Raw genomic sequence first — 21,228 nt, 5'->3', positions numbered from 1 at the left:
CTCTTATTAGTAAACGTTCGTCAATATTCCTAAAGCAGCCAGAATTCCTCCGCCGACAATCAAAATCAGAAGAACGGTTGTCGGCTTCATTTTTTTCTTAAGCAAAATATAGGTCAGCATTGTTGCCCCCAGAGGAAGCAGCCCCAACAGCAACGTATCCAATACATCCGTCTGCATTGACAGAACCTTGTCCCCACTTAATTTGATAGAAGTATCCGTTCCAACTTTTACAAAAGAAGCAGCCAGTGAACCAATAACAATTGCTCCTAAAGTCTGAGCAAAGGTCATCACATATGGCAGCAATGAGCCGGAAAGCATTTTTTGAATCCCGTCTTTTCCTGTTTCGTATCCTTTCATCCATAGAAAATAGGCAATACTTGTCATGATGCCCAAATGGAGAACGAAAAACGCAACAGGTCCTAATAAGATATTTCCTTCTGCACCAAACGCTAATGTAAATGAAAGCAGAATTGGAATCAATGTTCCCTGCCAAAGCGTATCTCCAATACCGGCAAGTGGTCCCATCAGCCCAGTTTTCAGCCCATTAATCGTTGCATCGCCAATTTCTGCTCCATTCGCTTTTTGTTCCTCCATCGCTATTGTCATAGACAAGATCGGTCCGCCAAATGACGGCTCAGTATTAAAAAACTGCATATGTCTTTCAAGCGCAGATTTCATTTCATCAGAATCCTTGCCATAAAGCTTTTTCAATACTGGAGATAAGGCATGAACCACTCCTGTTGCCTGTAGTCTTTCATAGTTGTAATTTGCATGAGAAAAGAAAGTCCAACGCCAAAACGCAGAAACGACTTCACGTTTGGTCAGTTTTTTCTCTGGTGTATATTGTTCTACTACATTTTCCTCCATTAGACAGTCCTCCCGTTCCCATTTTTCTTAAGATAAAGTTCAGTAAATACATAGGCAATCACTGCAGCAAATACCGAAATCGGCAGTGTTGGCAGTCCTGAATAAATTGAAAACATGAAGCCCAGCAGGAAGAAAATCAATGTACCTTTTCCATTCATCGAACGAAGGTTCATCGCAATCCCCAAAGCGGGAAGAATTCCTCCGATTGTAGAAAGAACTTCCAACGGTTTTCCTCCCAGCTGATCCACCACACCTGCAACTGCATCTGCACCTAAATAAGAAGCCAACGCAACCGGAATCACTGTGATTACCAGTAAGAATAATTGGGGCGGAACAATATGAAGCATGTTAATCCGGTCAATGTTTCCTTCTTCCGCCGCTTTATCTGCCAAATGGACAAAGGTAATATCGACAGTCATGTGAGCCACCCAGACTAAAGTACCCAATAAACCAAGAGGTACTGCCAGTGTCACAGCTACTGAAGGTTCAACATTGGCAGCCATAGCCAGTGCTGTGCCCAGTGTACCTGCTAATGCCGGGTCCATCGCCACGGTTCCTCCGGCTGAAATAAATGCTAAATACGGTAAATTAATTGCTGCTCCAATAATACAGCCCTGAACCGGATCACCCAGAATCAGTCCGACAATTGTTCCATTTACAAGTGGTCTCATCCAGCCGTGCGTTCCAACCAATGTAATCCAAGGTGTGCCGTTAACGCCCAAGTAATACACAAGACCAATCAAAATTGCCTGTACAATATTAATTTGCATAACACTTTTCCTCCTATCTCCTTGCTAATTATAAAAGCCCTTTTACTGATACAGCTTTTTCGTCTGGAATGATGTGAATACTCATTTCCACGCCATGATCAACAATCTTTCTGAATGTTTCTCTTTCATTATCTGAGGCAGAAATATTTTTATAAAACTTGCTCCTGTTTTTATTTACACCCATTCCGCCGATAATGATCTTCTCCAAAGCAACACCTTTTTCAATCAGCTGAAGATACGCTTCCGGTCCTTTTGTCAAAATGATAATTTTGTCATTTGCCGGAGCATTTTTTAACAGCTCTGCTCCATCTTCAATGTCTGCAATTGATAAATCAATACCTCCAGGTACAGCCATAGAAATGATTGATTTAGTAAACTCGTCTGCTGCAGTCGGTTCATCAACAATAACGATATGGTTTCCTCCTGTATACTGCAGCCATGCTGTCATTACCTGTCCATGTATTAACCGATCATCAATTCTTGCTAACACGATTTTTGCCATTCTTATCTTCCTCTCTACTTTTTCGCCTGTACTGACGTCAGTTCTTCAAAAAACTCTTTGATACCCTCTTTACCTGCCTGCATCACATTTTTATACATATTATCCAATACTATCCCCAGCATCCGCTGGTTAAATGCTTCAATGACCATTGGAAGATTGACTCCCGAAATTAGGCGATAATTATGTCCCTCCAATTTTTTGAAGCTCATTGCCGTTTGATTGTATGGACTGGCTGAGAAAAGATCAGCCATCACCAGAACACCATTTCCTTTATCTAATTTTTTTATCTGTTCCTGAATTTGATCAGCAAATAAATTAATATCATCTCCGTGGCACAAGCTTAAGGTATGATAATTCTGCTGCTTTCCCATAATCAGTTCCAGACTGTCCATGATGCCATCTGCCATTTTTCCGTGCGTTACAATCAATATTCCTGTCATGCCCCATCACTTCCTTTCACCTTCTTTATAAGCAACAGGCATGCCAACTTTTCTGTGCCAGCTTATTACTCTTGCTTCTTTTCGTGATTAGTCTGCTTTTGAAAAAAGAAGCCCTGATACTGCTATATTTCCGTCTGCTATATTTTCTTCCTCAGTACTAGTATTACAAGAAAAAATAACTCTTTTATCCTTGAAAAAAGCTGAAATAGCACACTTTTTAAACTTCCAGCACAAAAAACACCTAAAAAGAAGCACTCACTTCTGCTCGTTCATACTAAATATATCTTTTTCAGCACACTTCGCCAAAAGAACACATTTTCGGCACACTCGCAAAACTATAAAAAACGTCTGAGCACTTTGCTCAGACGCCTTTCCACTTACCCTTTCATATTACATTCGAAGTCTTTATTCAGCAAATCATTCTGTTTAAGTCTGTTCAATCTTTAAGCCTTTCGACTGAAGCAGCGCAATACTTTCAGAATCAGCCTCTGTATCTGTAATCAAAAGATCCATTTCTTCAATCGGCCAAAATGCATGCAGCGCTTTTCTTCCCAGCTTTGTATGATCCGCTACAACAATAACATTTTGAGCGGATACAAGCATCTCTTTCTTTGCCGGAATCAAATATTCATCAAAATGATTCAGCCCTGTTGTCAGATCAAATGCTGGGGTCGCAATAAATGCCTTATTGACAAATAAATTTTTAAGTGCAGCATCTGTCAACATCCCATTCAGCATATAGCTGTTATGGTGAACAACGCCGCCCGTTACAATGGTTTTTACTTCCCGGTTATTTCTTAAAACTGTCGCTATATTAATATCATTTGTGATCACAGTTAAATTTTTCTGATTTGTCAAATGTCTGGCAATCTGTAATGTCGTTGTACCTGAATCTAGAATGATACTGTCGTAATCCTTGATTAAGCTTGCTGCATAACGCCCAATTCGTTCCTTTTCATCAATATTCTCTGTCTGCCGCTCATCAAAAGGAGATTCATCTTTTTTTACATCTGACGGAATCACACCTCCATGAATACGGGCAACCAGTCCCTTTTCCTCCAAATCATCCAAATCTCTTCGAATGGTTGTTTCGTGAACAGAAAACGCATCTGCCAGATCATTGACTGAAACGAACTGCTTCTCTTTGATTAATTCAAGTATCTTGTATCTTCTTTCATCTGTTAACACATTACCGACCCCTGTCTATTCCCATTTGAAGTTGATAACTGTTTTTTTCCATCCATGATTTGCAGCAACTCGATCCATCACCTCTTTGAACTCAGCTCCATTGGATACATCATCCATTTTGACAGGAAGAATCCTTTTTAGCGCCTCCTGATAGGACAGATTCTTCATTCCTTCAATCACTGCCTGAAAATCTGCTGTAGATGAGCGGCTGCTGCCATGCAATGTAAGCCCCTTTTCCAGAATGTCTCTGGTGTTAATTGGAACCCGGGCTTCGGTCACTCCCATCAGAATAACATCCGCACAGGAATCAGCAATATCAATCGCCTGATTTAGTGCATTCTCACTGAAGGCGCCGCCTGTACATTCCAGCAATATATCAAAACACATCTCGCTGTTTTCAAAATCATAGGTTGTCACGTTTTCTGTCTGCGCAAAGTCAAATTCTGCGAGTTTCTGCTCGTCTGCACCAAAAACAACAAAACGTTCTTTCTCAACTTCATACATATATCTTATCATAGAAGCGGTGAAATAGCCTACAGGACCGTCGCCAAACAATGCAATTTTCTTTGTTTTATCGAGTAGTTTTGAGCGTATGTGGCTAATAGCATGAAAGGAAACAGTTGACAGCTCTGCGAGAACCGCAACTTCGTCTGGAATTTCATCAGGTATTTTCACAAGACATTCTGCCGGATGAACCAGCATACTTTGCGCAATACCATCATAGCCGCTTCCCAAAAATGAATTCCCTTTTGTATAGTTAACCGGCACTTCTGACTTTTGTTCAATTTCCGGATGAAGAACAGCACCGGGAATGTTAGGTACAATCACGACTCGGTCACCTGCTGAAAATTCTGGCGCATTCGATTCTTCAACAACTGCAATTCCTTCATGCAGCAAAGCCATCGGTAATTTTTTTGCCAGCGCTTCAGGTCGACGTTTTCCAGAAAAATATCTCAGATCTGCATGACATATACTGGCGAGTTTAGGTTTTACAGCAGCCCATCCCTTTGGAATGTTCCATTCCGTACTGACCTCTTCAATAACACCCGGCTGGATCAATCGATACATAACAGATTCTACAGTGCTTTTCATAATGCTTCCCTCCAAATTTTATCGCTCGAAACAACTCGTTTCTAGCTCGATTACGAGTTTATCACCTTTCCCAAAGCTTGTAAACCCTCGTTTAAACTCTGTGCAGAAAAAAACCTCAAAAAAAGAGCAAAAACAAGCAGTCGCTCATTTGTTTTTGCTCTTTTAAATTCAGTTAATAAATTTTTTCAGAAGTAATTCATTTTTCTTTTTACCCGCCTGATCATCATTGATATTTGAAAAATAGAAAATTTCTGCTACATAGGCAATTTCATCCTTGCCTATCTGAATACCAAAAGAAGCCTCAATAACCTGAAATTCTTTCTCAATAACTTCATAGATGGATTCAAATTCACTAATTTTTTCATCAAAATTATAATACCTCAGTGTATTCTTTTGAATAGCCCGTTCCAGCATTGTTACTGTATGAAATATATATTTGATATACAACGAATCTGTATGTTGAATCTTAGCTTGTTCAAGAATTTTTTGATACGCATCCTCCAACAGTTTACTGACTTTATCAACATTGATGAATGTCGTTGTTTCTTCAATCAGATGAAAAATTTTCTCTTTTATTTTTGGTTTTTGAGTATCAACCTCCGGCAGTCCATGTCGACTTGACGCAACATAGCTGTATTCTTTTCCATTATCCTGCAGAACATTGAGAATTTCATCAATATCATACGAATTACTTAAAGCTAAGCGGGTAGCTTCAAGGACATAAGGAGTACTTACACAGCTCAGTGTTCTGGTCAAACTCCCTGTTTCCTCTGTGATTATTTCACCAAAAGTTGTCAGCGACCCCATATCGACCAGCAGCAGAACTCCTTTACCTTCATCAATTTGACGAACCATCTCAATACTTTGCTCCAAAACCTCACTGACACTTGCTTCCAGCGGCATACAAATAGCATGACAATGCTTGACCTGCAGCAGTTTATTTGCAACAGCAGCCATGTCTTTCGCTGCATAATTTCCATGAGCAATAACCAAGATCCCTACGCGTTTTCCCTCATTTTTCAGATCAAGTGAGTTGAGAAAAAGCGCAATCATACTTATTTCATATGCCGGCACAGAAATATGATAATGCTGACTGATCTGATGAATAATTTTTTCTGCCATAATTTGATAGGACAGTGCCTTACTTTGCTTCACTTCACTGCGCGAGTGACTGTTATAGCTCCCGCCCTGAATTTTGCTGATAACATTTTTCAGGTGCATCATCAAACCGATCATCGCCTGATTATTCAAATATATCTTCTGCTGAGACAGCGTTTCTTCAATCACCCTGAACAGAAAATGGTATTCCTCTTCCGGAATAATTTTATAAATTGGTTTTTCCTGTTCATTTTCTCTCTGGTAAATTCTTCCATTTTCTGCATTGCCAAAGTATTTCATCGTTTCTGTATCAACATACCTGCGTATTTCTTCAGCAGCAATTCCTTTTTCAAAATACTTCTTGGAATTTTTCTCCAATTCTTTATAAAATGCAGATTCCTGTTGAAAATTAGTAACCAATTCTTCAATTGAGCTGGGTGCATCATCAGGATAAAAATCAAATGCTTCTTTTCCATTCCAGTCGAAATAATGCTTTCTCTGTTCTTCCAGAATCAGAAAGAAATTAAAATGATGCTTTGGCAAATTCCCCACTTCAATGTTTAAACACTCTGTTCCGCTTACCAGACTCTCAGAAAAAGCACTTGCTGTTGTCAACTTAATATCATTAATCAGCTGACCAAGATTATTAACACAGTCATAAAACAATAAAAAATTTATCACATCTGTTGAGACAGTAATCTGCCGATTAATCGCTTTGGCTTCACTTTTAAAATACAGATAAATCAGTTCCAGTCTTTCTTCCATTGAGCGCTCTTTCAGTGATGGAATTTTGATAACGTTGGGAATTCTCCGCAAAAAAGTCTTTAAAATGGCTTCATCTGGATCTTCTGTTGTAGCTGCAATAATCAGTACATCGGCTTTCTGATGTGTGGCAGACTCGCCCAGTCTGCGGTATTCTCCCCGATCCATTAATGAAAACAGCATTTCCTGCCCTTCAGGCGGCAAACGATGAATTTCATCAAGAAACAGAATACCGCCGTTTGCTTGAGAAACAAGGCCCCGCTTTTCTTCCTCTGCTCCGGTAAAAGCTCCTTTGACATGACCGAACAGATGGGATAACAGCAGCTGAGGATTACCAGAATAGTCTGCGCAATTGAATAAAATATAAGGCGCATCCTCTGTAAATTTCTCATTTGCTACCGCAAAACGATACATTGCATTAGCAAAGGTTGTTTTTCCTACACCCGTCTCACCAATCAGCAGAGTATTCAAGCCAGACGGCGGGTAAAGTATTCCGGCAATAGCTTGTTTTACCTGTGTTTGCATGCTTTTGTCTGAGCCAATCAAATCTAAAAACGCATTCTCTTTTTCATTATCAGCAAGCTTTTCCAATTCCTTGCCGTTCCGTACCGATTCAATGAATTCAGGCAATGATGAAAATGTATTTCCAGCTAGCTGTTCACTGCTGTAGCTTTTTAATCCAGGTAATTTACGACTTAGAAAAAGAACCGGTCTTCCGCCAATTCTAATGGCTCTATTTTCAAGAACCAGCTGTTTCAGCTCTCTGCTGACATTATTTCTTGAGTAGCCAGTTTTCTCTGATAGATCCGAAGCAGTAAAGCCTACCTCCAAGCTGTCAATTTGTTCATCATTAATCAGTACACAGCATTCCTCCAACGCTCCCAAAATATGATCAATTCTTTTCTCCATCAAAACAACTCCTTTCAACGGAACGGTAAACGCTTACAATTTGTGATAAAATCAGATATTTTCACATCCGCTCTTATCTCTATGAGACCATAATTCATTTAGTAATTCAATAAAAGAACAAACTTTTTTTCGAATCGTTCACTTGTTATAAAATAGTTTCTAATTAGTCAATAATTATGGTTTTTCAAAGGTTTTCCCCTCAAAAAAAATATCATAGTGTTATTTTATGAGTTTATTAAATAAACCCTCCCCTTTTTCAGACCCATACAATTAAGCTGAAAAAGAGAGAGTATAACATTAAAATAAAGAAATTCAAGTTTTATTTTTTCACAAAGATCGATATTTATTCACAACATTTTCCACTGTAAAGCCAAATGACTCCATAAGCAGCTCTGCTGGGGCACTAGCTCCATAACGGTCGATGGACAGCACCTCGCCTTCTCTGCCAATGTATTCTCTCCAGCCAAATTTGCTGCCCATTTCAACAGCCAAACGTTTGGTGATTTTTTCAGGAAGAACAGACTCTTTATATTCTTTACTTTGCTTTTCAAACCGGTTCCAGCTGGGCATTGAAACTACCCGGACAAAGATCCCTTCTTCTTCCAGTTTTTTCTGTGCTTCAATTACCAGATGAACCTCCGAGCCTGTCGCAAGCAGCAACCCGTCTATTCTGTCATTTCCTGCTTCAGAAACAATATAGGCTCCCTTGGACACCCCTGCATCAATGACTTTCTGATCAGAAGAAAGTGTTGGTAAATCCTGACGGGTTAATGCCAAAATCGTTGGTTCTTCTCTGTTGGAAAGACAAGCTTTCCATGCTGCAATCACTTCTTTTCCTTCAGCTGGTCGAATCAGATCTACATCCGGCATTGCACGTAATGCTGCCAAGTGCTCAATCGGTTCGTGCGTTGGTCCATCTTCTCCGACCGCAATACTGTCATGGGTAAAGATATATGTCACAGGCAACTTCATCAAAGCTGACATCCTAATTGCCGGACGAAGATAATCGGAAAAGACAAAAAATGTGGAGCAAAATGCCTGCAATCCGCCATGTAGCTGCATCCCATTGGAAATTGCTGCCATTCCAAATTCCCGAACACCAAACCAGATATTGCGGTTTCGGTAATTAAACGAGCTGAAGTCCCCTGTATTAGCCAGATAGGTCTTATTTGAGCTGGATAAATCAGCAGAACCGCCAATCATCGATGGAATCTGCACTGCAAGCTGATTCAGCACTTTCCCGGAGGAGACTCGAGTCGCCAGCGTTTGTCCTGCTTCATAGTCCGGATAGGAGAGCTGTGACAGATCATGAGAAAAGTTGATTGCCTGCTCAAATTCTTTCGCTTCTTTTGGATATTTTTCCTGATATTCTTCAAGTTTCCGATTCCATTCTTCAACAAGTTTTTTCCCAGTTGCAATCTGAGCGCGTGTATGTTCAAGAATATCTTCTGGAATAACAAATGGCTCTTCTGACCAGCCGTAGTTTTCTTTTGTTTTAGCAGCTTCTTCTGCCCCCAAAGGTGCGCCATGGGAACTGGAAGCTCCGGCTTTATTTGGTGAGCCGAATCCGATTGTTGTTCTGATTTCAATTAGAGTCGGCTGTTCAAGATTCGCTTTGGCTTCTTTAATCTTCTCATCAATGGACTCAATGTCATTACCGTTCTCAACTCTTAGGACCTGCCAGCCATAGGATTCATACCTTTTTTGAACATCCTCAGAAAAGGATTGGCTCAATTTACCGTCCAAAGAAATATCGTTGCTGTCATAAAGAACAATCAGCTTTCCAAGTTTCAAATGACCTGCCAGAGAAGAAGCTTCGCTGGTAACTCCTTCCATTAAATCCCCATCACCGCATAACGCATAGGTATAATGGTCAATGAGATTCAGCTCTTTCTTGTTATAAGTTTCTGATAGATGCGCCTCAGCAATAGCCATCCCCACAGACATGGCAATTCCCTGTCCCAAAGGTCCGCTTGTAGCATCAATTCCGGCTGTATGCAGATATTCAGGATGTCCAGGTGTTTTACTGCCCAGCTGTCTAAACTGTTTCAGCTCCTCAACAGTCATCTCTTCATAACCAAACAAGTACATTAACGAATAAAGCAGCGCAGAACCATGTCCAGCAGCTAAAATGAATCGATCCCGATTAATCCAATTTGGAACAGTGGGAGCATACTTCATTTGCTTTGCCCATAAAGTATAAGCCATTGGTGCTGCGCCCATCGGCATTCCCGGATGTCCCGAGTTTGCTTTCTCCACAATATCAATTGCCAAACTCCTAATCCCTGCAACAGCTCTGTTCTCTATTTCTTTTATCATTCTTACAGCCTCTTTCTGCTCTTAAGAGCTTGAATTCGTAAAAAACAACTCGTTATTGCTCATTTACGAGTTTAGCATGTTTCAATTCTGTTGTAAAGGCAATATGAATTAAAGAAAAAGAGTATAAGACCACCTTCAAACGGCTTTGTCTTATACTCAATCTAATGAACTGGAAAAAAATTTTCCTTTTCTTCTTTTTTAAAGTACTGATATCCTGATTTTTAAGAAATTATGCCTTGCCTGTTCGTCTCTGAACCAATTTAACAATCTCAACAATCGGAATAATTGACACAGATGCCAATACCACAATCATCCACTGATAGGGATCAAGCGTAGTTACTCTGAACAGGTCATTAAAGCCCGGAACCACGATCGTTGCGGTTAGCAGCAGCGCAGAAATTAACAACGCCCAGTTAAAGGTCTTGTTCTTGAACAAACCAACTGTAAAAATAGACTCATGGATTGATTTCACATTAAATGCATGAAGCAGTTGAATCAGCCCTAATGTAGCAAATGCCATTGTTAATGCATCGCCATGCTGCAGGTCATATAGTGCCTGTGCAGATAAATTCGGCATATTTATTGCAGTGTGAGCAGGATTCGTGATGGCCAGATGATACACAAACAGAATCAGTCCGCCTTGGAGTACTCCCTGATAAATCACACTGCTCAGTACACCGCCTGAAAAGAAATTGGAATTCTTTCCTCTTGGCACCTGCTTCATAACATCACTTTCTGCCGGCTCAACACCTAATGCAATTGCAGGGAAAGTATCTGTTACCAGATTAATCCATAATAAGTGAACAGGCAGTAATGTATCCCAATTCAACATGGTGGCAATGAACAGCGTCAATACCTCTGCAAGGTTCGCGGATAACAAGTATTGAATCGTTTTTTGAATATTGGAGAAGACTTTACGTCCCTCTTCCACCGCAACGATAATCGTTGAGAAGTTATCATCTGCCAGCACCATATCAGATGCTCCTTTGGAAACCTCCGTACCTGTAATGCCCATTCCAATACCGATATCTGCAGCTTTTAACGCAGGTGCATCATTAACCCCATCACCAGTCATGGCGACTACTTTCCCTTCATTTTGCCATGCTTTGACAATACGAACCTTGTGTTCAGGTGAAACACGAGCATAGACAGAATACTTACCGACAGTACTTGCAAACACCTCATCAGAAAGATTATTCAGCTCCGCTCCGGTAATTACCGCAGCGTCATCCCCTTCTTTAATAATACCAAGTCTTGCAGCAATTGCTTCAGCTGTTTCACGGTGATCTCCTGTAATCATAATAGGACGAATACCTGCTTCTTTGGCAACCTTCACTGCCGCTGCAGCTTCTTTCCGTTCCGGATCAATCATTCCAACCAAACCAGCAAAAATCAAGTCTTTTTCCACTGATTCAGAAGTCATTTCAGATGGTACTGTATCAGCATAATTATAAGCCATTCCCAGAACGCGAAGTGCCTGCTTCGCCATTTTCGTATTGTTTAAAAGTATTTCCTTACGGTCATTCTCACTAATAACCGCTGTTTGACCATTTATTTCGATCTGACTGCAGCGTTTCAGCAGTTCATCCGGTGCGCCTTTCACAGCAATCAAGTATTTGCCGTTTTCAAGTTGATGAACCGTCGTCATCAATTTCCGATCGGAATCAAATGGAATTTCAGCCACACGTGGTTCAGCCATTACTTTCTCCGTAACATTAAAGCTGTGATCCAGTCCAAACTGTACCAGTGCAGTCTCCGTTGGATCTCCAATGAGTGTACCGTCTTGAGAAATTTTTGTATCATTAGCAAAGGTCATAATCTTTAATGCCATATTATCGGACGAAACAGCCTGTGAAGCGGGTGCCAAATAATTATTCGCATACAGCACTTCAACAGTCATTTGATTTAATGTCAATGTCCCGGTTTTATCCGAACAAATAATGTCTGTACTGCCCAAAGTTTCCACCGCAGGCAGTTTGCGGACAATCGCATTTTTCTTTGCCATTTTCTGTGTGCCTAGCGCCAGAATGATCGTTACAATAGCTGGCAGCCCCTCCGGTATGGCAGCTACTGCCAGCGAAATAGACGTCAGCAGCATGTCCACCCAATCTCTGCCGTTTGCTAATCCGACAGCAAACATAATCACTGCAATAATCAGAATTGCAACAGTCAGAACTTTTCCCAGCTGGTTTAAGTTCTGCTTGAGCGGTGTTTCCTGTTCCTTTTCACCAGCAAGCATCCCGGCAATCTTCCCAACTTCCGTATTCATTCCTGTACCGACAACAACTCCTACACCACGACCATAAGTTACGTTACTGTTGGAATAAGCCATGTTCAAACGATCACCTATTCCAATTTCCTGTGCCGACTGCTCCAATGTGCCGGCTTTTTTCTCAACAGGTACGGATTCCCCGGTTAACGCAGCCTCTTCAATTTTCAGACTTGCTGCTTCCAGTAATCGAAGATCCGCCGGAACCACATCTCCAGCATCAAGCAATACAATATCGCCTGGAACCAGTTCATCACTTTTAACGGAAAGAGCATGCCCATCACGACGAACATTGGCATTTGGCGAAGACATTTCTTTTAGCGCTTCGATCGCTTCTTCCGCCTTAGCTTCCTGAACAACACCAAAAACAGCATTCAGAACCACCACTAGTAAAATAATTACCGAGTCAACAATCTCATGAGAAAATAAAGCCGAGATTACCGCTGCAGCAAGTAATACGATAATCATAAAATCTTTGAATTGTTCCAAAAATTTAACAAAAATTGATTTCTTCTTGCCTTCCTCTAATGCATTTTTTCCGTATTCAGTTAGTCTCTTTCTCGCCTCTTCTTCGGAAAGACCATCAACACTGGTGGTCATTTTCTCCAGCACTATTTCCTCCGATTGCGTATAAAATGCTTCTGATAATTGTACTCTTCTCTGTTCTGACATTTTCTTCCTCCTTGAACATTGCAGCTGCTTTCCAGTCTATTTTACCTAATTTTTTACAAAACATAAAAAAATAGACTTCTGCATGCTACTTAAAAATTAAGTACACACATAAGTCTCACTGTTTAAGACAACACCAGGGAACGAATTCCAGTGTTGGTGATGCTGCCACAGCTCTTCAGCTGCCAGTTACTCCCTCATGAAAGAATAATCTCTAAAAACAACAACTGTTTTTAAAAATTACCGTTTCTAATATTATGACTGACAGCGATCCGTTTTTCAAGTCTAAAAGTAAATTTTCATGCTTTCTTTTTTCATGAGGTCAGTAATTCACTCAAATAAAATGACTTAATTTTCTCTGGACTGTGGAATTAGTATATCTAGAAGTCTTAAAACCGAATAAAAAGCGTTCCAGTCTTTGTATGATCCGAGCATTCGTAAGAAGCATAGGAACAAGTTCTTATATGCCCCTCAGACATACGATGAGTAACCGCAGGAGCACTTACACGATCTTAACTGCGACGAGTAACCGCAGGAGCACTTGCACGATCTTAACTGCGACGAGTAACCGCAGGAGCACGGAGCAGCTTTGTCACGACCTTAAAATAAAGAAACAGCCGCACAGTTATTCGTTTTTTCAAGATTTTACCAATCTCAATTTTCTTCGCGTTAAACCGCCTGATTCCCTACCCTTCATCCTTGAATTTCAGACTTTTTATCCAGAAATTTTCTTGCGCTCCCTGTTCCATTCCCATGATGAATTTCTCGCGAATATCCGGATACTTTTCTGAAAGCCCTGTAACCAAACGCTTTATTTCTTCCCGCTTTGTCTTTTTATCAACTGGACAGGGATTGAATATCACCGGCAGCTCTTCTCGCTTCACAAACTTGACAATATCCGTTTCATGAAGATAAAGCAACGGACGAATTAAGGTAACCGCTGTTTTTGTCAAATAGCTCTTCGGCTCAAAGCTTTCCATCGTTCCATGAAAGAGAAAGTTCATGAAATACGTTTCAATTGCATCATCCAAATGATGTCCTAGCGCCACTTTATTACAGCCCAGCTCTTTAGCACGATTATACAGAATCCCTCTTCTCAGCTTTGCACACAAAGAACAGGGGGAACGCTCTTCCCTGATGTCAAAGACCACTTTGGCAATATTGGTCGGTACAACATCAAGTGAATAGCCCAGCTTCTCCACAAAGTCCTGCATTGGGCGAATATCCATATCAAATCCCATATCCAAAGAAATTGGCACAATTTCAAACGAAAAGCCCAACCGTTCCTGCTTCGAGATAGTATCTAAAAAGTAAAACAGACTGGTGCTGTCTTTCCCGCCGCTCATTCCAATTGCAACTCTCTCTCCAGGCTGAATCATTTGATAATTTAAGACCGCACGGCGAATCGGGTTATAATAAATTGAGTTGTCTTTTTTCTTAAAGCTCATTTTAGTACTCCTCTTACCTATCATTCTATTGAGAAAAACGCAGAATTATGACCGGGCATCTCGTCTACTCAAAAGCTGAATTATAAAAATCTGTTTTCAAGCTGTATTTTTCTCCTGATACCAAATCATACTGAACCAGCTGGTAAGCTTCATAATAGGCTTCCTGCTCATTGCTGAGCTTCATTTCCTTACTCCACTGATCACCAACATAGTAAATTCCTTTTTCAAATGCAGGGATTGCTTCCTGAACATTTAACAGCAGCTGATAGAAGCCGGATGTTTTCAAATTGCTCTGCTCAAGCAAGGATGGTGCAAAGTAGTATGGACTCGTGATTGCATCATGTGTTGTTTTTTCAGATAGCTGATGGGCTGTATCATACATGAGAAATTCTGTTCTGTGCATTTTAGCATCTGCTTCGTTGGCAGCCTGAAGTTCCTCTGAATAAATACTAGGCAGATGATCTCCCCAAAATACAACGAGTGTTCGCCGATCCAGCTGGTTCAGCTCTTCAATAAAATCTTTCAGTGCTTCGCTGCTGTATGCAATATCCTGCATATAGCTGTCGATGCTGTACTTATTTTCAGTACTTTGAGAAGAGTAGTTCAAGGTTGTATACTTATCGCTGTATGGCATGTGCGTCTGCATGGTAACCAAATGAATAAATTGCGGATCAGACGTCCCTGACAACAAACCCATGATTTCCTTATAAGCTGCTGCGTCTGAAATATACGAATTATTTTCAATCTTGTCAGTATGTTCCATTGTGTCTTCATAAATAAATTCATCAAAACCAAGCATAGTGTAAACATCTTTCCGTTTATACATCGAGGTATTGTAAGGATGAATTGCTGTCGTTGCATAATCCTCTTCTTTTAAGAAAGAAACGATCGAAGGAAACTCCTTCATATTTGGCAAAAGCATGGTGTATGGCGTTGTCATTTGCGCATTGAAAAGCTCCATGGACAAGCCGGTTAATGCTTCAAATTCGATATTCGCTGTACCTCCGCCATAATTTTGAGAAAGCATTTGACCACTGTAAGTCTGCTCAGCAATTGACTTATATTCTGCCAGCGGGTTCTTATCAGCAGTAATTCCTTCGAGTGCCAGCGGATCAGAAAAGCTTTCACTCATTATAAAAATAATATTTGGTTTTTCCTCAACAGCTTCCTGATTCTTTTTCTCTGCTTCTGCAGTGTATGTTTCGACTATTTCTTCAATAATCTCTTTTGAATAATTTTCCGGCTCTTCCATAGCAGTAACTTTTAGATTGTAGAGAAAGCCGCCAATAAATCCGGTATTATAATAGTTCATTTTCTGACTGTAAGGAATCCAGAAGGCTGATCTGTTATATGCTTTTCTAAGCAGATTATTTGGATTGTTAAAATCACTGAAATAGAACATTAATCCAACAGAACAAATCAACAAAGCTCCTCTGATGATCTGTGTTTTCTTTGGCTTGGAAAAGCTTTTATAGATGGCCCAACCGAATAACCCCAAGCCAGCCAAACTGATTCCAATAATCACCACAAAAAGTACCGTTCCAATCATTTCCCTTAGCAGTCCAAATTCGGTTATCATTTTTAAATCATCGGGATAGATGGGTTCAAGCCGATAAAACATCTTCTGATAATCAGCAAAGCCCAGCACTCCGATAATAATGACATACAACAAGCTGCCAAAGCCTATCGACCCAGATAAAGCTACTAAAAACAGCAGGAATGTTCCAAGAACCAGGCATCCTAAAAGGAATTTTTCTGTATGCCATGAAAAAGCAAATTTAAAAGCCAAGTCAAAAGACAGGTCATTTTGACACATCTGTAAATATAAGTTGCTGATTAGAATCATTAGCGGTATGCCAACAATCAGCAGTCCTTCTTTCCATTTCATTTTTCCAAAAAAGTCTTTTATTTTCTTTATATATGTATGCACAAACAATCTCCTTTAAGTAAAATAGACACTCTATTATTCTATGTGTTCATTCTTAAAAAGTAAAGATTCTATTTTTGTCTTAAACGAAACCAAAACTATTTTTCTTCTTTCTATGATCTCTACGTATGACTCACATACAAAAAATGATTTTTCACGTAAAAAACAGATAGATGAAGAGAGTTTGAATCTTTTATTTCTGTTCCACTCTCTTCATTCTCAATAATTTACAAATCATTATTAGGGCGTGTCTGAAAAGGTAGCGGCATTCGAATTTTTCAGTAATTTTTGTTGAAATCAAGGAAAAAAACAGCTTATGTGGTTCATAAATGAGTATTTATGACAATGAGTTCTATTAAAAATCATCAAAATATTTCCCGGTTGAGTTTTCAGACACGTCCTAGTGCTCTGACCAAATTATAAATTATAATAAAAGATCGTTTATAAATGATATTCAATGGTAAAAAATGTTAACATGTATGCTTCAATGGCAAGAACGAGCAGCTTCAATAAGTATTCCTTGAAAGAAGCGAGCTTAGTTAAATGTTGCACTGTTTTACACCTAGTTTGACTCCAGTTAGGGATATAATCGGCATTTTCTTCCGAGTTGCTCCCGTACTGGCTGCACATTTCTTGGATTGGAAGCATAACTTGTTTTTAATTCGGTCAACACACTAGTTTAAAATATTTTCTTCCACATAAGTAACAAAATCAATATCTTTTTCTTTCGCCTGCTTTGCGTATTCTTCGATTTTAGAATCGGTCATACCACTTGAGTTAATTCCTGCTTCATACAGTTGTCTTCTTAACGTGGAAACATCTTCTTCAGGCGTAACTTTTCTGACATCATCAACTGAAGAAATCGTGGTTGCCGGCTCTGAGGTATTTTGCTGGTCGCTGCTGACAGAGTCGTTGCTTATAGAAGAACTTGTTTCATTGGATTGTGCAGATGATTCTGCCGTAGTATTTGTTTCCTTAGTCTTCGATTTATTGCAGGCTGATAAAGTTCCGATAAATAAAACAGTAAGAGCCAATGTTAAGATTTTTTTCATAATACTAATACCCTCCTTCATTCTTATATCCTGTCAACTTTATCCTTACTCTATTTAATAACAAAGTACGGTCTTCCCGCAGACCAGTCAATTGAATCTTTGGATGGTGTATTCCAAAGTTGACTGGTTGAAACCCAGCCATTATAAAATTGTCTGCCATAAGGATCATAAACATTTGTTTTACCGTTGGAATAACCATGAGTCACAATCGCATGCCCAATACCAACATCTACCAGCATAATAACCGGATAACCTTTTGACAGATAATCATTCAGCTCGCTTAGGCTGTTTATATTTGTAATGGTTCGTCCATAGGCTCTCATTCCTCTAACCAAGTCAGTACCGGATGAGCCAAAATACTGCTGATTGAAGCCCCCATAACTGAATACCCGGTTTGCTGTGTCAACAGGTGTTACATTCATTCCATAAGAACCCTTCAAGACCATTGCCATACTGGTCGGTACACATCCGGAAGGTCCGAATTTTGAAGTTCCAAAAGTCAGTCTGCTCCATCTGCTGTCCAGCTGTGAATAATAGTACGGCGGTTTTGCCAGGCGGTCATTAATATTGTCCTGCTCTGTTCTAACTTTTTCCAGTTTATAACTGGTTTTACCCACATAAACATCCGTACCGCCGGATTTAACATAGACGTGTGTATCAAAATGACCTGCGTGTTTAAAGTCAGCAGAATTCACCGTGACCGACCATGATCCATCTGAATTTTTCGTTCCGTTCAGCCATTTGATATCATCCTGACCATTCTCTCTGCTCCACGTAGGAAATTTTATACCGTCTGCTTTTCCACTGTTTGGATTGAATACCGTAACACGTGCTTTATCTTTACTCAATACTGTTGTCCGGAGTGCATTCGCCGAACTGATATTTTGAAGCTTGAATTTTTGAGCGGTTGTTTTGTTCAAGCTATATGTCTGAAGCTTCGTTCCGTCTTTCGTTGAGCCTCCAATAATATCCAGGTAGCTGCCCAATTTGCTTTGAATATAGACATAGCCGCTCCCGGCATTGATAAATCGAAATTGCTGTGCATCAGACGAATTCCATGAATATTGCTGAACTGAAACTTTTGCATCACTGCTGCCGCCAGAAATATCAAGGACCTTTTTAGATTTCACATTTTCCAGTTTATACCAGCCATTCCCCAAATCCTGAGGAATAAATTTCTGTTGATTCACTTTGTTTTCAGTCCAAAGTTGAACTTTGGCGCCATTTGCTGTACTGCCCGCTGAAACATCAAGTACAGAGTTTGAGCTTGTTCCTGCCTCTATAAAGTATCTATTTCCACTTGTTGGCTTGACAACATTAGGGGTTCCCTGTTTTTCAATTTTCCATTTTTGCGCTGCCGTTTTGTTCCAGACATACGTCTTAATAACCAGTCCTTCTGATACAGATGCTCCCGGTCTTTCCAGCACCGGCCCTAATTTAGATTTAATATAAACACAGCCATCACCTGCATCAATAAAGCGAAACTTCTGTGCCTCAGAATTATTGCTTGTATATTGTTGAATATTCGTACCGTTTTTATCTGACCCGTTTTGAATGTCTAGTACTTTCCCCGAAAATTTATTTTTTATTTGGTACCAGCCATCCGATTGCTTAGTAAAAATAAACGCATCAATTTTTCCGTATGTTGAATCCCTAAGCTGGACAGTCTTCGAATTTGAACGATTCAGTTCACCAATTGAAAACACTTTGCTGGTACCTGCACCTTTAATCTGATACTCGCCATTTTCAATGTTGATCAATGAAACTTCCAGTGGGGCTGTCAGCTTCCACTTTTGCGCAGCCGTTTTATTCAGGCGATATGTTTGAATAGGTGTTCGATTCTCTGTTCCGCCTCCGCTTCTCTCCAAAACAGTTCCCAATTTTGAAAGAATGTACACATTCCCACTGCCTGCATTAATAAACTTAAATTTTTGTGCATCGGATTTGTTCGAAGCATATTGCTGAACCTTCGCTTTATTACCCGAATTTGCCGCATTCACATCCAAAACTTTTTTTGAATACTCATTCGTAATCGTATACCAGCCATCGGATTCTTTTATCACGTTAAACTGCTGTTTATTGTCAAAATCCACATGATTGATAATCAAACCGACACCGTTTCCTGTAGAATTAGTTGCCAAAGTCATATTCTTATTCAACCCGGCACTTGATAAATTATAAACACCATTTGCAACACTTACTTCATTTGGCGTCACTTTAGCAGCAACTTTCCATTTTTGTGCTGCTGAATAATTCAGCGTGTATGTCTGAATGAGTGTGCCCTCCGCTTGTCGACCTGCTGTCCGTTCAATGACAGTACCAAGCTTTGATTTGATGAAAACATCCCCGTTACCTGCATCTAAAAATTTAAACTTTTGCGCATCCGACTGGTTGCCTGAATACTGTTGAACAACCGCCTGCGCTTTTTTTGAAGCTCCCGCAACATCCAAAACTAAAGAAGAGTATGCATTCGTAATTGTATACCAGCCATCGGAAGACTTTGTAATTTTGAATTCACTGGATTTGCTGTACATTTCTGAAGAAATGATCAGCTGTTTTTTCAAACTTTTATTTAAATCACCAATGGAAAGGTACATCCCTAAGCCGCTGCTCTGCAACTGATAGGTACCATTTGCAACAGCAATCTCAGCAGGTGCAGCTGCAGAAAATGCAGTTACTTCTGTAGCTGCAGGTTCGCTTACTTCAACTTTCCATTTTTGACTGTTTTCTTCTGTCTTCTCTGCCAGTTCAATTGTTCCTGTTTCAGATGTTTCCAGGTATTGTTCTGACTTTGACTGGATTAAATATTCACCATTTTCGCCATCTACAAACAGCCATTTTTGTTCATTTGTATTCGCTGTATCTGAGTACGTTACTATTGTTTGTTCATTTTCAGATCGTTTTTCTATGCTTAAATATTTTTGTGTAGCTTCATTTTGAACCGTAAACCAACCGTCAGCAGAAGGTTCGATATTAAAATTTTGTTGTCTGCTTTCACTGATACCCTCAAGAATCAACTCACCTTCTTCATCTGAAGCCAATCGTTTCTCAGGCTTTTCCAAAGGAATCAATTTGATTTCCTTATTTAAAAAGTTAGTGATATCCGCCGGTTCAACTTGTATTGAGTCCTCCGTAGAAGAACTCGCAGTTTCTGGCTGAGCATTGATTGAATTTTCAATGCTGCTTTTTGTCGCCGACTGCTCAGAAACACCTGAATCTGCTGCTTCCTCAATAGCATGAGAGGAGCTTTTCTGATCGATGTTGTCCACTATTGAATTTGAACTGTTTTCTACTATACTGAAATTTTGTATTTCCTCACTGAATACAGTTATTGGAAATAATAAATTACTAGCAAGCAACAGACTTGCCCCACCCAAACAAAACAATTTTCCTGAGAATTTCATTTTTGTCCTCCTAAATTTTATATAACACTTTCCTTCTTAAATAGTTTACCTTAGTTCATGCTCATTATCGATATAATTTTATCAACAAATTTGTTTCATAGAAAAATAAATGCTTTTAAAAACCGCTGAGCAATCGACCTGTAAAGTTCCTTCTCGTTATTTCTCCATTCATTTGACATATAATTCAATATATATAATTGATTGCTAAAGATTACTATAACCCATCCTGTTAGTTATTTACATTCACTTCTGATTAGCTGTTTTTCAAAAAAAAAAACTATTCTTCACGAAATGAAGAACAGCCTTAAAAAATTATAAAGTATTCAAGGGAAATAACTACACAAAATTTCCGCTTTTTTCTAATTTTTATGCTTCCCACCCTCACCAAAATACTGAGGAAGGTTGTGTCTCTCTGCCGGACTTGCGTATCTCCAGGGCTGTTGAATTTTGTCTACATTTGCTTTCAGCTCATTAAATCAGTCTTGTCCATACATCGGATTCTGTCCTATCGA

The 21,228-nt window shown here is 39.7% G+C and carries 13 protein-coding genes; all 13 read right to left on the bottom strand.

The features are described 5' to 3' along the window. Positions 1-6: 6 nt before the first annotated feature. Complete coding sequence (locus LI954_RS12080; RefSeq protein WP_229444601.1) at positions 7-867, bottom strand: PTS system mannose/fructose/sorbose family transporter subunit IID; 861 nt, start codon at positions 865-867, stop codon at positions 7-9. Further along, a complete protein-coding gene (locus tag LI954_RS12075; protein WP_202068444.1) occupies positions 867-1,637 on the bottom strand; it encodes a PTS mannose/fructose/sorbose/N-acetylgalactosamine transporter subunit IIC in 771 nt (256 codons plus the stop codon). Before LI954_RS12075 ends, LI954_RS12080 begins: the two co-directional genes overlap by 1 nt. A gap of 28 nt (positions 1,638-1,665) precedes the next feature. Continuing rightward, positions 1,666-2,139 (bottom strand): PTS sugar transporter subunit IIB, encoded by a 474-nt coding sequence (locus LI954_RS12070; RefSeq protein WP_229444600.1) that lies wholly within the window; start codon positions 2,137-2,139, stop codon positions 1,666-1,668. Positions 2,140-2,153: 14 nt separating this feature from the next. Further along, positions 2,154-2,579, bottom strand: a complete 426-nt coding sequence (locus LI954_RS12065; protein ID WP_229441974.1) for a PTS sugar transporter subunit IIA — start codon at positions 2,577-2,579, stop codon at positions 2,154-2,156. A gap of 426 nt (positions 2,580-3,005) precedes the next feature. Beyond that, positions 3,006-3,767 (bottom strand): DeoR/GlpR family DNA-binding transcription regulator, encoded by a 762-nt coding sequence (locus tag LI954_RS12060; protein ID WP_229441975.1) that lies wholly within the window; start codon positions 3,765-3,767, stop codon positions 3,006-3,008. Between the two features lie 15 nt (positions 3,768-3,782). Continuing rightward, complete coding sequence (locus tag LI954_RS12055) at positions 3,783-4,859, bottom strand: alcohol dehydrogenase catalytic domain-containing protein (protein ID WP_202068436.1); 1,077 nt, start codon at positions 4,857-4,859, stop codon at positions 3,783-3,785. Between the two features lie 168 nt (positions 4,860-5,027). Further along, the gene (locus LI954_RS12050) at positions 5,028-7,628 is read right to left on the bottom strand and encodes a sigma-54-dependent transcriptional regulator (protein WP_229444599.1); all 2,601 of its coding nucleotides are present in this window, start codon (positions 7,626-7,628) and stop codon (positions 5,028-5,030) included. A gap of 327 nt (positions 7,629-7,955) precedes the next feature. Continuing rightward, positions 7,956-9,947 (bottom strand): transketolase, encoded by a 1,992-nt coding sequence (tkt, locus tag LI954_RS12045; RefSeq protein WP_229444598.1) that lies wholly within the window; start codon positions 9,945-9,947, stop codon positions 7,956-7,958. Positions 9,948-10,176: 229 nt separating this feature from the next. Further along, a complete protein-coding gene (locus tag LI954_RS12040) occupies positions 10,177-12,888 on the bottom strand; it encodes a cation-translocating P-type ATPase (protein WP_229444597.1) in 2,712 nt (903 codons plus the stop codon). Positions 12,889-13,571: 683 nt separating this feature from the next. Continuing rightward, positions 13,572-14,333, bottom strand: a complete 762-nt coding sequence (locus tag LI954_RS12035; RefSeq protein ID WP_229444596.1) for a tRNA lysidine(34) synthetase — start codon at positions 14,331-14,333, stop codon at positions 13,572-13,574. Between the two features lie 64 nt (positions 14,334-14,397). Then, positions 14,398-16,251, bottom strand: coding sequence for an LTA synthase family protein (locus tag LI954_RS12030; RefSeq protein ID WP_420705983.1), 1,854 nt, complete (start codon positions 16,249-16,251; stop codon positions 14,398-14,400). Positions 16,252-16,934: 683 nt separating this feature from the next. Further along, the gene (locus LI954_RS12025; protein WP_229444595.1) at positions 16,935-17,312 is read right to left on the bottom strand and encodes a hypothetical protein; all 378 of its coding nucleotides are present in this window, start codon (positions 17,310-17,312) and stop codon (positions 16,935-16,937) included. 50 nt (positions 17,313-17,362) lie between these two features. Beyond that, on the bottom strand, positions 17,363-20,716 hold the full coding sequence (locus LI954_RS12020) for an RICIN domain-containing protein (protein WP_229444594.1): 3,354 nt from the start codon (positions 20,714-20,716) through the stop codon (positions 17,363-17,365). Positions 20,717-21,228 lie beyond the last annotated feature (512 nt).

It is taken from the genome of Enterococcus sp. CWB-B31 (assembly GCF_020567645.1).
GTDB lineage: Bacteria > Bacillota > Bacilli > Lactobacillales > Enterococcaceae > Enterococcus_L.
Note: the sequence above shows the minus strand (reverse complement) of the source record. Positions and strands in the feature narration are given on the sequence as shown.